The organism is Shewanella psychrophila, assembly GCF_002005305.1.
Taxonomy (GTDB): Bacteria; Pseudomonadota; Gammaproteobacteria; order Enterobacterales; family Shewanellaceae; genus Shewanella; species Shewanella psychrophila.
Genome location: NZ_CP014782.1, coordinates 5,952,249 through 5,968,309, shown reverse-complemented (window position 1 = coordinate 5,968,309; position 16,061 = coordinate 5,952,249). Strand labels below are relative to the sequence as shown.

The following is a 16,061-nucleotide window of genomic DNA, read 5'->3' as shown; positions in this document are numbered from 1 at the left end:
TGAGTTCTGTCTAATTGATACCGATAGGTATCAATCTAGGCGCTTATTGAATCTTAGCGACGCTATGATAATACCTATGATGGTGAAGCCTACTAGCCAGAGGGCATCGAACCTCATGTCACTTATCTCCCCACCTCTGAGCACAACTGCACGAATGATGCGCATAAAGTGAGTCGCTGGAAGAATTTCTGCGAGCCACTGAGCAGGTTTAGGCATCGCCTCGAAAGGGAACATAAAGCCAGACAGCAAGATGGTGGGTAAGATAACAAATATCGTCATCTGCATGGCCTGAAGTTGAGTCTTAGCTATGGTTGAGATGATTAATCCCAGTGTCAGGCTCGCGGCGATAAACAATAAAGTGCCTAACAGCAACTGAGCGATATCACCGTTAATCGGCACATCGAAGATGAGGTGCCCTAGACCGAGAATGATGGTCATCTGGATGAGGCCGACGAATATATAAGGCAAAATTTTACCTAACATGAGCTCGAGTGGCTTGATAGGCGTGGTGATCAACAGTTCTAAATTACCTTTCTCACGTTCGCGGACAATTGCTGCCGAGGTAAACAAGATCATGGTCATGGTTAAGATGACCGCGATGAGTCCGGGAACGATATTGACTGCCGATCTCTGCTCAGGATTATAAAACAGTGCGACTTCGAAGGTAGAAGCTTGCTTGCTGGTTATGCCTGTTATTTGATCCAGAGGCATATTGCGTAGTTGCATTATTGCACCGGCTATCATGGTGTCCGAGCCATCTACTAGCCATTGGCCTAAGGTTTCCTTATTGGCCAGCTTTTCGGTTAAGTTTGGCGGTAGGATAAGGGCGGCGCGGATTTCGCCGCGAGTAATCGCCGCTTCAGCTTCTCCGCTGGTTTCATAAAAGGCTTCGACAGATACGACCTGGGTGACTTTAATTGCCTCGACTATCCAGCGACCCGCGGCGGAGTCACTCTGGTCTACTATGGCAACTGGTACGTCTCTGACATCGGTGTTGATGGCATAACCAAATAGGAGAAGCTGGATTAGAGGGATCATCACCACCATGGCAAAAGTAATGCGATCTCTTCTTAACTGTCTGACCTCTTTTGTCGTTATGGCCATGGTCCTACGTAAGCTGTTAATCATGGACATATTAGCTCTCCTCCATAGCTGAAGGCTGCTCTGTAACCGTCACGAAGACATCTTCGAGATTAGGGGGAGTTATGTATATTTCCGATTGTTCTAATGAGGGCAGGGCCTGTTTTAACCAGATATTGGGTTGATTTACCTTGTTATCGATTAAGACTCGTAAGCGCGCCCCTACTTGGGCCGCCGATCTTACTTCGCTAAATTTGAGTAACTCATCTTTTACTCGTCTCAGATTAGGGTGAGTGAGCTCGAGCACGTTAGCCCCCATATTCTCCATCAAAGACTTTGGACTGGCGTCGGCGCGAATAAATCCATTTTCCATGATGGCGAGACCATGGCAACGTTCTGCTTCATCCATATAGTGAGTGGTCACTAAGATGCTGGTGCCTGCTTCGGAAAGATCGAACAGTTGCTCCCAAAAATTTCGCCGACTCTGTGGATCTACGGCCGAAGTCGGTTCATCCAGAAACAGCAGTTCCGGATCATTGAGGCAGGCGCAGGCAAGGGAAAGCCGCTGTTTCTGACCGCCACTTAAGGTGCCGGCAAACTGCTTAGCCAGCTTCGTTAGTTGGTAGGTGGAGATGAGTTTTTCTATTTTTCGCTTACTATCATTGGGGGATAAGCAGTAGATCTGCGCAATAAACTCCAGATTTTCTTTGACCGTGAGATCGTCATAAAGCGAGAACTTCTGTGTCATATAACCTATACGTAGCCTGAGTGCTTCTGCCTGCTTAGGGATAGACATGCCTAGTACGCTAATCTCGCCGCTAGTTGGGGTTAGTAGCCCGGTTAACATACGTATGGTAGTGGATTTACCACAACCATTGGGCCCAAGAAAACCATAGATTTGGCCTTTAGGAACCTTAAGGTTGAGATCCGATACCGCAGCGAGCTCACCAAAATTCTTGCTTAGTTCGCTGGCATTGATGGCGAGTTCTTGATCGTCAGTGTCGCTTATCATGGCAGATCCACCTGAGAGGGGATGCCGGTAGGCAAATTATCGGCCTCTGGCCCTAGGTCTATTTCGGCAAGGTATACCAGGCGAGCCCTGTCTTCTTGGTTGAGTGCATAGTAAGGGGTAAATGCTGGCTCCTTGCTCAAACGACGTAAAGTACCTATCAAGGCCTTGTCTAAGCCGTCTACCCGTACATTAAGCTTTTGACCTATGGTGAGCTTGGCCATATAAGGCTCGGGTATATAGACGCGCGCATAGGGAGCATTGTCGGCTTGAATCGCGACTATGACGGCATTTGGTGGCACACGCTCACCGAGATTAAAGGGTAAGCTGTCCAGTCGTCCGCTACGGGTGGCTATCACGCTTAGATCATTTAATGTCTGCTGTTCCAGCGACAAGCTGGCAACCTCGGCATCCAGCGCCGCTCTTCCTTGGTTAATATCTTCTTCTCGTACTCCAGCAATGAGCTTGCTAAGATTTTCTTGTGCGGCTGTTAATTCGGCTCGAGCCTGATCTCTGCCGGCTTTCGCCCTGTCCTGGGTCGCCTGACTCGCGAGGTTTTGTTTCAAGAGGCTGGATGTGCGTTTCAAGTTCTGATCGGCTTCAAGTAATGCTGCTTTAGTACGAGCCACATTGGCTTGTGCGGTGGCGATATCTTCGGGCCGTTCGCCGTTGGTTAAACGCAAAAGATAGGCCTGTGCCTTATTGACCTCAGCTTTGGCAATGGCGACTCTTGCTTCTTGCTTGCGGGTATCGAATTGAACCAGTAGCTCGCCTTTTTGCACTAAGCTGCCTTCGGTCTGGGGCAATGAGGTAATAATCTCACTGGCCGTAGCTCGAAGGAGTACGCGATCCCGCTCTAAGGTGCCTAATGCCTGATTGGGCATGTCTCCCTGACAGGCGGTTAATAGTGCGAGCATAGTGATTAACAGGATTTGCTTCATCTGTTCTATTCCTTGACTAGAGCTTAGCTGTTTATTTAGCCATAATGGAATGCACAGAAATAGAGATCAATCGCTTTATTAAATAAGTTGCAAAAAGAGGGGGATAAGTGACGTTATTGGTTAGGAATACTCAAATGAGGACTTCTACTTCTGTGTTGCATTGTCTTAAAACCTCAACAACATGCCTGAATTAAAAGCCCTGAGATAGTTCTAAATTGATCATCAATTTAATTAAATTTGTATTAATAAAAGTCGCCGCCCATGGCGCGTTTAAGTTCCGCTTTGGCGAGTAACTCTTCTAAACGTTTTTTGACTTCGCGTCTGTGCTGCAGGTCATCTGCTGCTTTAGGATTTCTTGGTGCGGTGAAGGCTTCTATCTCTGTATCGTTGGGCACAAGTTTAATAATCTGAGCCATAACGAACTCCTTAATTATGCAATACTCATGGCTAGGTAATATGGCCATAAAGTAGAAAATGAGACTGACAATATGTCAGGAACTTTGTTTGTAAAAAGCACTGTAGATTAGGGTGTTAACTCTGTTGAGTTGGCAAATTTATAGCTTCATATTAGTAAGCGCTGATAAGAAAGATATCAGGCTATTGAAAGCAACAGTGGGATCGATTTAACATTATTTACAGAAGCCAAAAAAAGGATTTATGTAGATTCTATTCGAGATTGTTTTACGATTGGATGCTGTTTTTTATACGATTATTATGTTTGTTTATGAGAGTTATCGCCATGGCAGCGATAACTCCACTGGGCTTAGATCACAATTTTAGCAAACGCTAACTTAATAGTGTTGCCAAAGATCATCTGTAAACATTACAAACCGAAGCTGTAGCTATATGCAAGTGCAATTTTAGGATCATCACCTTCGAGATCTGTATTGCTCACCATAAATGAAATATCGCCAAAATCTGTCTCTTTATTGAGTGAGACCGAGTAATCGGCATAATTGCTGGTGTCGAACCAAGCGGTGACAACATCACCGCTGGAGTAGCCATAGTGTGCCGATATGGATAGGGTTTCTGATAGGGGAAAGCTGACTCCGGCGTCTATATAGCCCATATCTGTATTGTCCAATGGCTCACTGGCCACATCGCTGCCAGTATTGACGACATGTGAGTAGCTTAAGCTGAACCATTTCCAGCTAATTGCGGCGCTGAGCTCACCAAAATCGACATTGGAGTCGCTGTCTGGATAGGCGTAATAGAGATAACCGACATCATAGCCAAAGTCTTCGCCTATTAATCCTGCATAGCCGGCATAAAAATCGAGTTCGTAACTGGTGTCGTCACCGAAATCGACATTTGATGCCCAAGTACCAAGATAGAGTCCGCTATCATGTACGTAATCTAGTCCTCCCTGGACGGCAACAGCATCTTGAGTCTGAGTCACACCTCTCCATAGGTAGTTTGAGGTCGCACCGATGTTCCCTGAAACGGCTGCACTTGCCGAGAAGCTGAGCAGGGTGGCCGAAGCTAAAATAGAGCCAGATATTATTGCTTGTTTCATGTTCATTCCCTTTGATGGTTAGCATGCTCATCCCTGCAGTTGAATTGCTATATATTTATTAAGCAGTGGATGCCACCGAAACATAGCCAGTATTGTGCCATTGTTTAACCATCTGAATTTAAAGGGGTTAACTAGATTTTTAGTGGTTTTTTGAAATGGTTTGGATGATTTTAGAGCAAGTGTGCACTTTTATCGTGCATATAGTCGAAAATTAGGCATAAAAAAACCTCCAGGTAGGAGGTTTCTTTAAACAGAAAAACGTTATTAATTAACGCTATCTTTCAGAGTCTTACCGGCTTTAAATTTCGGTACAGTCGCAGCTGGGATCTGGATTTCTTTGCCCGTTTGTGGATTGCGGCCAGTACGTGCAGCTCGATTAGTAGTTTCAAAAGAACCAAAGCCAACGATAGAGATTTTGTCACCACCCTTGAGAGTTTCAGTGATTGTCTCTTCAAAAGATTTTAGTGCGCGTGCAGCTTCTGCTTTAGTCAGATCCGCATTTTCAGCTATTTTTGCAACAAGTTCAGTCTTATTCATTTGAATCGTCTCTTCTTTCCGTAGATTTAATTAAGCTAACCACATTAGGTACTTAGTAATTGCTCTATGTAACATGCCATAAGATTAGCCATTTTTAAAGGCTTTTAGCGACCTGAAATGGCGTTTTAGGTCAATTTTTGAGTAAATAATCATCAAAAAGTGCTTGTTTGACGAATCATCGAGCATTTAGTCTAGTGGTGGACCAGTTATTAAGTCCATGCTTTCCTCACCACACTGAGCTTTTTTTAGTTGAAAGGGTATTACTCATCAAGTAATTGATACAGAAGTTGCTTAACCAGTTGAGGTTCGAAGGGTTTGTCACAAAGAGCATTGACCCCTGCCTGAGACACGTTACTCAGATGTGTTTCGTTCGCTTCTGATGACACCATTAAGATAGGGATATGGGATTGTTCGCTGTCATTACGAATAAACTGAGTGAGGGCAAGTCCGTCTACACTTGGCATATTATAATCAGTGATCACCAGATCAAACATACTCGATTTCATGAGTTCAATCGCTTCGGCACCATCGCTAGCCTCGGTGATTAACCTAAGACCTAAATTGCTTATAGTGCGCTTAATAATATTTCTCGCCATCATGCTGTCGTCTACGAGCAGTACCCTAAGGTTGTGTACATCAAAATGGTTGAGATCTAGTTCATCATTACTAAGTAGATCTATGGTGGCGTTTAGTGCCTTACCTAAATGCTCCGAAGAGAAGGGTTTTGGTAATATCGATACTACACCGGATTGGCGATAAGCCTCCAGATGTTCACGACGACATTCGCTGGAGACCAACATAAACTGTATATCTTGATATTTGTCATTGTCTTTGAGCTGCTTGAGCAGATCTAATGCCGTACCGTCTTCGAAGTGCATGGCACTGGCAACAAGATCCGGATGATGTCTGTATATGATGGTGAGGGCTTCATCTAAGCTCTTGGCGGTCTGAATGTTATTAATGCCTTCCTGATTCAAACGGTTACTGATGATTTTTCGTTGAGTATCAGAAGGCTCTACAAGCAGTATTGAAAGTTCACTCGGGTGTAGCATGCTCATCGTCACGATTCTCGAGATGTTGTTATCATTATGTGGCGAACAAATTACATTAAAGATCAGGCGTGAGCAACCAATACCAATCTACAATTCCTGCCCGCTGGAATCTTGCGTTTGCAGATAGGACTTAGTGGATTTAGCCAGAGCCAGATAGATTTGAAATGACAAGAGTAAGATGGCGACTATTGCTATAAGGGGGACTGGAATATCATGTCCATCTATGATGACTTTGACATCTTGAGGCGAGATTTGGTAGGCAATGATGGCGGTGCCTCCCAGTGCCGATAACCCGAGTGTCTGTATGCCTAAGTAAATTTTAAAGACAATGCTGGCCCAGTTAGTTCTCAGGAGTAGGCCTGCGAGAACTGGGATAACCCCTAGGGAAAAAAGATCGACGGCTTGGGTGTTGACGGCCCTAAACAGGGCGACTACGGCCAAGGCGAAATATAGGAACATGAGTATAGATAAGCCTAAGGGTGGTTTTTTCATTGGATGTCTCATAAAACCTAAGTGATATTTATGTGGATAGTAGGAGTTGCTGGCGAGTGTAGAAAAGTCCATCAGTGCTGTCAAAGGCATTAACCTTTTTCTTTAAGGAGAGCCAATAGGATTTGGTTAGCACTCTAATTTATACTTTTACTGGCTCTCTTCTTTCTTGCCTGAGAATTTGTACTGTCTCAAGTCTGTATATTGGTTAGAATAGCCAAAAGCAGTAGATATGAGTGAAGATAATTAGCATGACTGAAATAGAATTTTGGCAACTGGTAACGAGAGAGACCCCCGCTCAAGACCAGATAAACCTTGCCGATAACCTTAAGAGCAAACTAGAGCTACTGTCTGAGCAAGAGTTACTCGAATTTGATAAAATATTTGGGCAACAAATGCGCAGAACCTATTTTTGGTCTATCTGGGGAGCGGCTTATATTATAACGGGCTGTGATTCTGAATATGCTTTTGCCGAGTATCGATGTTTTCTTATTTCACTGGGACAAGAGTGGTACGAAAAAGTGATCGCCAATCCCGATGAGATTGCTTTGTTAGATCAGTGGCCGGAGAAAGATGGCTATCCTTACCCCTTTCTCGACGAATATGATTTGATAGCCGGTCAGATCTTCGAAGACAGAACCGGTGAGGAACTTCCTTTTGTGCCTTCCGGGAAAGCGGCGCCACAAGGTAAAAAATTTACCACCAAGAAAAAGCAGCTTAAACTTGATTATCCGCAATTGAGTCAAAGATTTCCGTTCTAAACAGGCTTATGCTTGGCTCATATTTGAGTAGAACAGAAAGCAAAAAAGCGAGGCTAACCTCGCTTTTTTGCTGAATATCGATAGGTCTTAGTGGATAGCTTACTTCTGCTCGTAACAAACCTCGGTGGCATTATCATATTCACGCCCGTGTTCATCACAGATATTAGTCATAAACTTGTTTTCAGCCTTCTCTAATCCTGCATCGAAGCCCTGTTGCTGGTTATCTATCATAGCTTCGTCAGACTTGACTTGCTGCTCAGACAAAAGCTCCATATGTTGATCGATGGCTGCTTGCTCTGATGGGGTAAAATCATTGGCAGACGCTTGGCCTGTGATCATTGCGCCTATGATAAAGACTGAAAATAGTGCAACTTTACCAGAGAAGTTGATTTTAGTTTTCGTGATGGCATGGCTCATAAAAAGTCTCCAAAGTGTATTGTGACCAGATAAGGAAATATTTGCTCTTCGTCGGTATTTATCTAAATTGTCGATGAAGAGGTGTCATCTTCTGGTATTAAGCTTGTTCTTTCGAAACCTTGTTTCAAAAGAGTGCTAGTGCTCGTTAACTTATTCAGTATGTTAAACGGTAAAGTATGAACCTAAGCTGAATGAAAATTGAGCTATCTGATTTAAACTGGGAGGTAGAGAGAGTGGAGGCTATCGCGTGTAGCTTATGAGTAGAGAGGGAAGCGAGGTAGAAGCTCTTACCTCGCTCTAGTATTTTCTTCGGCTGTAACCAAAGCACTAGTCACAGCATGTGGGAAGAGTAATTGGGATTATTGTGTGGTACAGAGCTCTTCACCCGTATCTATGTCGATAGAGTATTCGGTACAGATCGGCTGCAGCAGTTCGAGGTTTTCTTGGTCGAGTTGCTGATCTATCTTGTCTAATTGTGTCTCTGCATCCATCTCTTCGTTTAGGGCTTGATACTGGCTAAGCACTTCGTCGGCAGTGGCTTTAGTCTCATCTATCTCTAAGTTAGTCAGGTCGGTGGCACTCACTAAAGAAGATGTGGTGAGAAGAGAGATCATTAATATATTTTTTAGTGAAAAAGTCATAGTCATACTCATAGTGCTTGGATGGATATTTTGTGGATATTATCATCGTCAACTTGAATGTCTGCTGAACTGTTGGCGATGTCAGTAAAATTAGGTGGCGAATAAAGAAGCTTATTCACTTGTCATTGTTTCACATTGGAATCCCTGTCGGCTGGAGTCGAAGCGGCACCTTAGCCCACATTCCCAGGGGGCATTATCATACTGGATCGATGTTTTTAATGCGTGTTCACGGCAGGTCTCATAGCTGGTGAAGTCATCTTGCTTCTTATATCGACCCGAATCGTAGCCCCCGGTATAGACAAAGGAGGACCAAGTTTCAGGTGAATGACTCTTTTCAGAGCTATTAATGAGGTAGAGGCTAGCACCAAGAGCGATGAAAATCAGAGTCACTAGAATAATCGCGGGGGCATTTTTCATTTTATGTCAGGGTTGTTTAGCATTGATTGTCACTATTCTATTTATCCGTGATAATTTTTGATACAGTTTTATCTAATTATTATGTAATTAAATCTAGTGCGTTACGGTCTAATATAAGTGGTGCACTATATACATGAATAGGTATTAATTGTTTTGCATTAAGCTCATATTCAGGTTAGATTTTGTACGCTAAATGCCATATAGAACACTTAGCCCAGGAGGCTGATATGAAGTTAACCCATCTATTACTAGCAGGAACTATGGTTTCTGGAGCGATGCTTTCTGGTTTCGCGGTTGCCGATGAAGTGGCTGAAAATCCAGTGACAGAGCAAGGTGTGGTCAAGATCACTTGGCAAGACCCTAAGAGTTTCCGTGATGTCAAAGCGGCAAGCGATATTCAGTCGCGTTATGAGGCTCGTACGTTTGAAACATTAACTAAGGACCTGGATAAAGAAGCGAGTAAAGTTCTCAAGCCTGAACAAAAACTTGAGTTAATAGTGACTGATTTAGATCTTGCTGGCGATGTTAGACCGACATTCGGTGCTACGATGAACGATATTCGCTTGATCAAAGATATCTATCCGCCTCGCATTACCTTTAGTTATTCAGTACTTGAGGGCGATAAGGTGGTCATGGTTGGTAACGAAAAACTGACCGACATGGGTTTCATGCATAACATAGGTCGTGTGAATGATAAGCCTTTAAGATATGAGAACAAGTTACTTGCAGACTGGATGAAGAAAACGGTTGAGCCTAAAATCTAAGATATAGATCAGTTTTCATGGGTTAAAAACAAAAAGGCTAAATGAGCTCATCGCTTATTTAGCCTTTTTAGTTATATGTTCAGAGCGTGCAAATTACTTTGATTGCTCTTTAAATGCTTGTAATGTTTGAATCAAGACACCTAACTTACGTACAAACTTCTCTAGTGCCGCAGGCATCTTTTCGCCATCAGTCGGCAGTTCTTCGAGCTCATCGGCAAGCTCCTGAACGTAGGGCTTGAAGCGATTGCTGTTGGTGGTGAACCCTTCATCTTGAGTAAAAATTCTATTGAACTTTACATGGCCCGCTTTTTTTAACTCATCAAGCTTGCCATCTGCATCTATGGATTTACGATAGGCTGATTGTAAGTTTTGTTTCAATTGTTCAATAACACGTGTGTGTGGCATAACAGCCTCTCATTGCATAAACTTTTAAATTATCGAGATTATAAGGGGCTAATCAGATGGCAACAAGTCGGCATAGGTTATTATTCGGTGTTGTATGGCTCGTATTTTCGGGGTTTATCTCATCAGCTCAGGCCGCAGTAGAGGATAGGCCTCCTTTCTTTCAGATTGACTATCAAGGACAAACGGCCTATCTACTCGGTTCCATTCATGTGGGACAGGCTGATTTTTACCCTATGGCTCCGCTAATTGAATCAAAATTTGAGTCGGCAGGGTCTTTGGTTGTCGAGGCTGATGCTGGCAGTGCCGATATCATGGCTTTGATAAGAAAATATGGCTTGAATAAACTTCCCATAGACGTCGAAACTAAGAATGTACTCGATGCCTACTGTAAGCAAAGAGCCAATGTGTGTGCAGCATTGAGTGGATTTGCGCCTTGGCTTCAGTCAATGCAACTGGGAATGAGTCGGTTCGAGGAGTTAGGTTACAGTGCCGCTTATGGCGTGGATCAGAGGTTTATTGCTAAGAATCAAGGCCGTCCCTTGTTAGAGTTAGAGAGCACTGAGTTCCAGTTTCAGTTACTTTCTTCCTTCGATGAGGAGTCTCAATGGGCCATGGTGAGAGAAGCCATTGAGTCACCGGACGAAGATATGCATGGTCTGATCACGGCGTGGCGAACTGGGGATGCGGACCATATCACCGAGCTTATGGAGGGGCAGATGTCAGATGAGGAAGATACCTTAATGCTGGAGAAATTGCTCTGGCAACGCAATATCGATATGGCGAAGAGAATTCGAGAGCTAATGCAAGATCCTGATACGCAGCATCCGTTATTTATCATTATCGGTGCAGGCCACTTGGTTGGAGATAGAAGCATTCCCATGGAGATGACTGAGTACGGTGCTAAGGTGAAAAGTTGTTGGCAACAGGAATGCGATTAAAACTGATACCTGTTAATTCTAGCCCTAATTAGGTAAGGATTAAATAAGGACTAAGTATTAGGGCTAGTTTGTTTTTGCCTGACTATACTTTGGACTCAGATTAGCACTCAAAATGATACCCATATTTTGGATCGTGTTTGAGTGGACTCGATTAGCAGCAAGGAGGCTGAATGCAAGCTATCGCAATTCCTCCCCCACGAATGGGGTTCGAGGAGATCCCCAGAAATTGGGATAAGAAGCATAACAAGGTCATAGCCAGGGTCGATCCCGGCGCTTTCTATATATCCTCACATGATGAGTATATTTTCACTCGTCTTGGTTCCTGTGTTGCTGCCTGTATTTGGGATCCTTTATTGGGGATCGGTGGCTTGAATCACTTCCTCTTGCCCGAGAAAGAACTCCATGAAGATTGGCATCAACTAACAAGTTATTCATGTCGTTATGGAAACTTGGCCATGGAGCAATTGATCAATGGTATTTTGACCTCTGGTGGCCAACGACAGAGGTTAAAGGCAAAAGTTTTTGGAGGAGCCCGAATGACCAAATCATCTGTGCTCAATGTCGGACAATCAAACATAGAGTTTGTGAAGGAGTACCTGAAACTTGAGGGGATAGCTATAGAGTCGGATGACTTGGGCGGTCCCTGGCCGCGTAAAGTACTATTTCATCCTAATAGCGGTAAAGTTTTGTTGAAACGTATGTCACCTGCACGCATAAATCAGATGATGACTGAAGAGAAGGTCTATCTTAATAATCTCGTCAAAAAGCAAGAGGATAACCAAGTCGAGCTGTTTTGAAGGTTGGGTTTTATCACTAAGACATCCTTTTAAATGACATTGTTACCCGGTCATTAATCAGCTCTGAATCTTGTGGTATCTGTTTTACACTTTTAATTCTTAAGATCTAGTATGATTTCATATAAGTCCTCCGTCTTTTGTACGCTCAAAACTTTTTTAAGTAGATTAATTCTGTTTGAATTTAGCGCATCTTACTTACTTTAAGGTATACTTGCCGGCTTGAAATCTGTTTGGTGATATAAAATTTGAAAGGTTCGGTTAACGTGGGAAATGATTATTCTATTGAATTGAAGGCGATGCCTTCTCTATTTTCCCTCTATCGTAAGATCTTCTTCGGGCGTAAGCCGGGGTGGGATGAGCAGCCTTTGCCAAAGATCTACGTTTCAACGTCAAATGTCAGTTTGTCTCAAGATAAGATCGCCCAATACTCATCGGTATGTGGCTTCGACTTCGACGGTAAGACGCTGCCCATGACTTACATGTATGTTATGGCATTTCGTCTGCATGCGGTTATCTTTACCCATGATGCCATCACGTTCCCACTGCTTGGAATGATTCACCTTAAGAACAGTATTTCTCAGCACAGAGTGTTAAATGTCGATGAAAAATTCGATATAGAGTGCGTCTTAACGAGCAGCACAGAAACTGATTCCGGATTAGAATTCGATCTAGTCTCGAAAGCCTTCGTCGATGGTGAATTAGTGTGGGAGTCATTGTCTACATATCTCTATCGTATCGAGAATGGTAAGCGCCGCGTTCGCCCACCTAAGGCTAATGCCATGGTTTGGGAATCTCCCGAGTCCTGGAGTTTAGCCGATGATTTAGGTCGCCGTTATGCTAAAGCTTCAGGAGACTATAATCTTATCCATCTTCATCCTGTACTCTCGAAACGTTTTGGTTTCGATCGTGTGTTAGCTCATGGTATGTGGTCTAAGGCTCGCTGTATCGCTCAGATGATGCCGCAAATTGGTGAGCGCCCCTGTACTGTAGAAGTGGCATTCAAGTTGCCACTACTCATGCCTGCTGACGTTAGCTTCGATTCTGAGGCTGATGAAGACAATTTAGTCTTCGAGCTAAGAGATAAAAGGGGTCGTCGCCCACATCTCTCAGGAAAAATCAGCTTCCTGTGATTGGTACATACCGCTTGGTATTAGTATGACTGAATAGAGAAAGGCGCCATTGGCGCCTTTTTTGTTTTCTAATTTTGGGGATTAAGAAACACTGTGTCCGGTTGAGGCCTGCCAGATGCTAAACCATTGCTGTTTGCTTAACTTTATCTGACTCGATGCCTGTGCGGCTGTAATTCTGCTAGCTTGACACTGCCTATAATGGGCTTAGAGCGGCTGGGAAGAGCCATGACCCAAGTATAGATTACCAAATGTATATTTTTGGTATTAGACTGAATTTAGTTAAATTAACCTACTTGAGTTTCGTCATCAACTTCAGTTCAAAATTGAGTTTTTTACATCGTTATACTATATATCTCATGTGAGACATGAATTCGTTAATCAATGACATCTTACCGAGAGGAGCCTGTTGATTTCGTAAAATTAATTTTCCAGGAGAGTGTATGAAAAAGTCACTTATTTTGATGATTGTAACTACAATAGCTGTCAGTTTATCAATCCAGGCTCTGGCACGAGATGCTCAGGAAATATACAATAAAACTTGTGCCGCCTGCCATGCAGCTGGGGCTGCAGGGGCACCAAAGACTGGTGATGTGGCTGCCTGGAGGCCTAGATTGGATAAAGGCATGCCAGCATTATTAGCTAGCGCTAATAATGGTACTGGGGCGATGCCGCCAAAAGGTTTATGTATGGATTGTACCGATGAAGAGTTCACGGCACTGATTAAATATATGAGTACGGCTAAATGACGTTTGTTACTTTTGATATTGCTTATACCGATATCAATCGGTATAAGCCCAAAACAGTATTTTAAAAGTACATTACTGATATTTTAGTGAGCTTGAAATTAAGCTGATATTTTTCAGGTGTTCATACGCCAGAAGCCAGCGATAAAATCAGATATTTCAAAGCGGGGAACTGTAATTGCTCTGTCGGTGACAATTTGGTTTTCAATCCAGCTTAGCTAGAGTACTCATAGATTGACTCATATGACTTTAAATGGTGGCTTTAGTCTACTAGATTACTATTTATTGATTTAGATTCAAAAAAGCTTAAATAAGCTCCACTAATCTTCTCTTGGGTATTTAGCCCATGTCAAAGATGGCCTATATTCTTGGCTACCACCCTACATACAAATTAAATCAATTCATCTCTAGAAGAAGAGGAGCAAAATAATGCTGTCAGATATAGAGATCTCTCGCCAAGCGAAGCATAGACCCATCAACCACATTGCTATTAAGTTAGGGATAGAGGCCAGTGAACTATCGCTATTTGGCGATACTAAGGCAAAGATTAGTTTAGATATATTAAATCGTCTGCAAGGTAACGTGGAGGGGAAGCTGGTGATTGTCACGGCTGTGACTCCGACTCCTTTTGGTGAAGGTAAGACGGTCACGAGTATAGGCTTGACTCAAGGGTTAAATGCCATAGGTAAGTGTGCTACTGCCTGTATACGTCAGCCCAGCATGGGGCCTGTATTTGGTATAAAGGGTGGGGCCGCTGGTGGCGGATTTGCCCAGGTCGTGCCTATGGAGGAGCTTAACCTGCACCTCACTGGCGATATCCATGCAGTCAGCAGTGCCCACAACTTGGCAGCCGCAGCTATCGATGCGTGCCTTTTTCATGAATCCAGATTATCTCGAGAGGAGTATGTTGCGCAATCTGGATCTGATCCTCTTAATATCGACGCTAAACAGATCCTATGGCGCAGGGTTGTAGATCATAATGAGCGTAGCTTAAGAAATATCAGTGTGGGGATAGGGGATAATAATGGGCCCGTACATGATTCCGGCTTCGATATTACGGCGGCATCTGAGCTGATGGCTATACTCGCCTTGAGTCGGGGTCTGAAGGATATGCGTCGGCGTATCGGCCGTTTGATATTGGCATTAGATACACAAGGGCACCCTATCACCGCAGAAGATGTAGGAGTTGCAGGTGCTATGACAGTCATTATGAGCGATGCGATAGAGCCTACTCTGATGCAGACCTTAACCGGGGACCCGTGCCTTATCCACGCTGGTCCCTTTGCCAATATTGCACACGGTAATTCATCGATTATTGCCGATAAAATCGCACTAAAACTGTCAGAATTCGTGATAACGGAAGGTGGTTTCGGTTCAGATATGGGCTTCGAGAAATTTTGTAATATCAAGGTCAGAGAGTCGGGCAGAGCGCCCGATACGGCTGTTGTTGTAGCGACCCTAAAAGCCCTCAAGGCTAATTCTGGACTCGAATCTCGAAATGATATTAATCTACCGGATATGGAACGACTTGTGGCCGGGTTCGCTAACCTAAAGTGGCATATAGACAATGTGAGTCAATACGGTATTCCAGTGGTGGTGGCGATTAATCGGTTCCCCACAGATACAGAAGAAGAACTTCAATGGCTCAAATCGGCGGTGGCTGAAACATCCGCCTTTGGCTGTGAAGTCAGTAATGCCTTTAGTGAAGGAGCGTCTGGCGCCGAGGCACTAGCAAGAATCGTCGTCAGTGCCACAGAGCAAGCCTCTGAGTTTAGATTTCTCTATCCCTTAGAGTCTAGTTTGGAAGCAAAACTAATGGCGATTGCCGAATCAGGCTATGGGGCGAAGGGGATAATCTTATCTGACGAAGCAAAACAGCAGCTTAGTCAGATAAAAGCCATAGGGTTAGATGGATTAGGGATCTGTGTAGCCAAAACTCCTTTGTCTATCTGTCATGATCCTAAGGTGAAAGGGATCCCCAAAGATTTTGATTTGCCAATAACCCAATTTAAGATCAATGCTGGAGCAGGCTTTATTACAGCCTTAGTCGGTAAGGTGATGACAATGCCAGGCTTAGGCGTGAAGCCAGGGTACCTGAATATCGACATAAATGAGCAAGATGAGATAGTTGGATTGGCTTAATACCAACCCTATTGAATATGTGATCTTTCAGCGGGAGTTCAAAGTTCTGTAGGCAAGGCGGATGTTTGAAGCTAATAGTTATTCTATATCGAGAACATTTAACGCAGCATAAAGGGCTTGAAACCCGCACTACGTGAGCCTCTCTGGCGTTTCACTTCTGCGTTGCACTGACTTAAAAGGGAATAACCATTTCTACATCAATACGTCTTGAATTGAAAAGCCTGAGCGGCTCTGAACTGAGCAGATATTTAATGAGGTTGGTATAATATAAAAGAGTTCCTA

19 protein-coding genes are annotated in these 16,061 nt (G+C 43.7%); 7 read left to right on the top strand and 12 right to left on the bottom strand.

Annotated features, from left to right (window positions below; translation table 11 throughout):
- Window positions 1–30: 30 nt before the first annotated feature.
- From sps_RS26155 to sps_RS26125, 8 genes are all read right to left on the bottom strand, one after another.
- Complete coding sequence (locus sps_RS26155) at window positions 31–1,134, bottom strand: ABC transporter permease (protein WP_218919622.1); 1,104 nt, start codon at window positions 1,132–1,134, stop codon at window positions 31–33.
- Window position 1,135: 1 nt separating this feature from the next.
- Window positions 1,136–2,092, bottom strand: a complete 957-nt coding sequence (locus sps_RS26150) for an ABC transporter ATP-binding protein (RefSeq protein WP_077755178.1) — start codon at window positions 2,090–2,092, stop codon at window positions 1,136–1,138.
- Window positions 2,089–3,030, bottom strand: coding sequence for an HlyD family secretion protein (locus sps_RS26145; protein WP_077755177.1), 942 nt, complete (start codon window positions 3,028–3,030; stop codon window positions 2,089–2,091). The genes sps_RS26150 and sps_RS26145 overlap by 4 nt, the downstream gene beginning before the upstream one ends.
- Before the next feature lie 242 nt (window positions 3,031–3,272).
- Window positions 3,273–3,446, bottom strand: a complete 174-nt coding sequence (locus sps_RS28650) for a hypothetical protein (RefSeq protein WP_169915948.1) — start codon at window positions 3,444–3,446, stop codon at window positions 3,273–3,275.
- 407 nt (window positions 3,447–3,853) lie between these two features.
- Window positions 3,854–4,546, bottom strand: a complete 693-nt coding sequence (locus sps_RS26140) for a TorF family putative porin (protein WP_077755176.1) — start codon at window positions 4,544–4,546, stop codon at window positions 3,854–3,856.
- Window positions 4,547–4,810: 264 nt separating this feature from the next.
- The gene (locus tag sps_RS26135) at window positions 4,811–5,083 is read right to left on the bottom strand and encodes an HU family DNA-binding protein (protein ID WP_077755175.1); all 273 of its coding nucleotides are present in this window, start codon (window positions 5,081–5,083) and stop codon (window positions 4,811–4,813) included.
- Window positions 5,084–5,343: 260 nt separating this feature from the next.
- Window positions 5,344–6,141 carry a response regulator gene (locus sps_RS26130; RefSeq protein WP_077755174.1) on the bottom strand — a complete coding sequence of 266 codons (798 nt, stop codon included), beginning with the start codon at window positions 6,139–6,141 and terminating at the stop codon, window positions 5,344–5,346.
- 81 nt (window positions 6,142–6,222) lie between these two features.
- A complete protein-coding gene (locus sps_RS26125; RefSeq protein ID WP_077755875.1) occupies window positions 6,223–6,627 on the bottom strand; it encodes a hypothetical protein in 405 nt (134 codons plus the stop codon).
- A 248-nt stretch (window positions 6,628–6,875) separates the two neighbouring features.
- Between sps_RS26125 and sps_RS26120 the strand changes: the two genes are divergently transcribed.
- A complete protein-coding gene (locus sps_RS26120) occupies window positions 6,876–7,385 on the top strand; it encodes a DUF4240 domain-containing protein (protein WP_077755173.1) in 510 nt (169 codons plus the stop codon).
- 99 nt (window positions 7,386–7,484) lie between these two features.
- Here sps_RS26120 and sps_RS26115 read toward each other — a convergent pair whose 3' ends face one another.
- From sps_RS26115 to sps_RS26105, 3 genes are all read right to left on the bottom strand, one after another.
- On the bottom strand, window positions 7,485–7,802 hold the full coding sequence (locus sps_RS26115; RefSeq protein WP_077755172.1) for a hypothetical protein: 318 nt from the start codon (window positions 7,800–7,802) through the stop codon (window positions 7,485–7,487).
- Between the two features lie 359 nt (window positions 7,803–8,161).
- Complete coding sequence (locus sps_RS26110) at window positions 8,162–8,443, bottom strand: hypothetical protein (protein WP_077755171.1); 282 nt, start codon at window positions 8,441–8,443, stop codon at window positions 8,162–8,164.
- Window positions 8,444–8,554: 111 nt separating this feature from the next.
- Window positions 8,555–8,860 carry a hypothetical protein gene (locus tag sps_RS26105; protein ID WP_077755170.1) on the bottom strand — a complete coding sequence of 102 codons (306 nt, stop codon included), beginning with the start codon at window positions 8,858–8,860 and terminating at the stop codon, window positions 8,555–8,557.
- A 227-nt stretch (window positions 8,861–9,087) separates the two neighbouring features.
- Here sps_RS26105 and sps_RS26100 point away from each other — a divergent pair, with 227 nt between their 5' ends.
- Window positions 9,088–9,624, top strand: a complete 537-nt coding sequence (locus sps_RS26100; RefSeq protein WP_077755169.1) for a DUF3016 domain-containing protein — start codon at window positions 9,088–9,090, stop codon at window positions 9,622–9,624.
- Between the two features lie 93 nt (window positions 9,625–9,717).
- Here sps_RS26100 and sps_RS26095 read toward each other — a convergent pair whose 3' ends face one another.
- Window positions 9,718–10,029: a prephenate dehydrogenase gene (locus sps_RS26095; RefSeq protein ID WP_077755168.1), complete on the bottom strand. Its 312-nt coding sequence runs from the start codon at window positions 10,027–10,029 to the stop codon at window positions 9,718–9,720.
- Between the two features lie 56 nt (window positions 10,030–10,085).
- Here sps_RS26095 and sps_RS26090 point away from each other — a divergent pair, with 56 nt between their 5' ends.
- The 5 genes from sps_RS26090 to sps_RS26070 all read left to right on the top strand — a co-directional run bounded on the left by sps_RS26090 (window position 10,086) and on the right by sps_RS26070 (window position 15,779).
- Complete coding sequence (locus tag sps_RS26090; protein ID WP_077755167.1) at window positions 10,086–10,967, top strand: TraB/GumN family protein; 882 nt, start codon at window positions 10,086–10,088, stop codon at window positions 10,965–10,967.
- A 170-nt stretch (window positions 10,968–11,137) separates the two neighbouring features.
- The gene (locus sps_RS26085) at window positions 11,138–11,764 is read left to right on the top strand and encodes a chemotaxis protein CheD (RefSeq protein WP_077755166.1); all 627 of its coding nucleotides are present in this window, start codon (window positions 11,138–11,140) and stop codon (window positions 11,762–11,764) included.
- 296 nt (window positions 11,765–12,060) lie between these two features.
- Entirely contained in the window at window positions 12,061–12,894 is an 834-nt protein-coding gene (locus sps_RS26080; protein WP_077755874.1) for a MaoC family dehydratase, read from the top strand.
- Between the two features lie 440 nt (window positions 12,895–13,334).
- Window positions 13,335–13,640, top strand: coding sequence for a c-type cytochrome (locus sps_RS26075; RefSeq protein ID WP_077755165.1), 306 nt, complete (start codon window positions 13,335–13,337; stop codon window positions 13,638–13,640).
- A 426-nt stretch (window positions 13,641–14,066) separates the two neighbouring features.
- Entirely contained in the window at window positions 14,067–15,779 is a 1,713-nt protein-coding gene (locus sps_RS26070) for a formate--tetrahydrofolate ligase (protein ID WP_077755164.1), read from the top strand.
- Window positions 15,780–16,061: the final 282 nt, after the last annotated feature.

Coding starts and splice junctions, on each gene's coding strand:
- sps_RS26155 (WP_218919622.1), bottom strand. CDS start 1,134: ATGTCCATGATTAACAGCTTACGTAGGACCATGGCCATAACGACAAAA.
- sps_RS26150 (WP_077755178.1), bottom strand. CDS start 2,092: ATGATAAGCGACACTGACGATCAAGAACTCGCCATCAATGCCAGCGAA.
- sps_RS26145 (WP_077755177.1), bottom strand. CDS start 3,030: ATGAAGCAAATCCTGTTAATCACTATGCTCGCACTATTAACCGCCTGT.
- sps_RS28650 (WP_169915948.1), bottom strand. CDS start 3,446: ATGGCTCAGATTATTAAACTTGTGCCCAACGATACAGAGATAGAAGCC.
- sps_RS26140 (WP_077755176.1), bottom strand. CDS start 4,546: ATGAAACAAGCAATAATATCTGGCTCTATTTTAGCTTCGGCCACCCTG.
- sps_RS26135 (WP_077755175.1), bottom strand. CDS start 5,083: ATGAATAAGACTGAACTTGTTGCAAAAATAGCTGAAAATGCGGATCTG.
- sps_RS26130 (WP_077755174.1), bottom strand. CDS start 6,141: ATGAGCATGCTACACCCGAGTGAACTTTCAATACTGCTTGTAGAGCCT.
- sps_RS26125 (WP_077755875.1), bottom strand. CDS start 6,627: ATGAAAAAACCACCCTTAGGCTTATCTATACTCATGTTCCTATATTTC.
- sps_RS26120 (WP_077755173.1), top strand. CDS start 6,876: ATGACTGAAATAGAATTTTGGCAACTGGTAACGAGAGAGACCCCCGCT.
- sps_RS26115 (WP_077755172.1), bottom strand. CDS start 7,802: ATGAGCCATGCCATCACGAAAACTAAAATCAACTTCTCTGGTAAAGTT.
- sps_RS26110 (WP_077755171.1), bottom strand. CDS start 8,443: ATGACTTTTTCACTAAAAAATATATTAATGATCTCTCTTCTCACCACA.
- sps_RS26105 (WP_077755170.1), bottom strand. CDS start 8,860: ATGAAAAATGCCCCCGCGATTATTCTAGTGACTCTGATTTTCATCGCT.
- sps_RS26100 (WP_077755169.1), top strand. CDS start 9,088: ATGAAGTTAACCCATCTATTACTAGCAGGAACTATGGTTTCTGGAGCG.
- sps_RS26095 (WP_077755168.1), bottom strand. CDS start 10,029: ATGCCACACACACGTGTTATTGAACAATTGAAACAAAACTTACAATCA.
- sps_RS26090 (WP_077755167.1), top strand. CDS start 10,086: ATGGCAACAAGTCGGCATAGGTTATTATTCGGTGTTGTATGGCTCGTA.
- sps_RS26085 (WP_077755166.1), top strand. CDS start 11,138: ATGCAAGCTATCGCAATTCCTCCCCCACGAATGGGGTTCGAGGAGATC.
- sps_RS26080 (WP_077755874.1), top strand. CDS start 12,061: ATGCCTTCTCTATTTTCCCTCTATCGTAAGATCTTCTTCGGGCGTAAG.
- sps_RS26075 (WP_077755165.1), top strand. CDS start 13,335: ATGAAAAAGTCACTTATTTTGATGATTGTAACTACAATAGCTGTCAGT.
- sps_RS26070 (WP_077755164.1), top strand. CDS start 14,067: ATGCTGTCAGATATAGAGATCTCTCGCCAAGCGAAGCATAGACCCATC.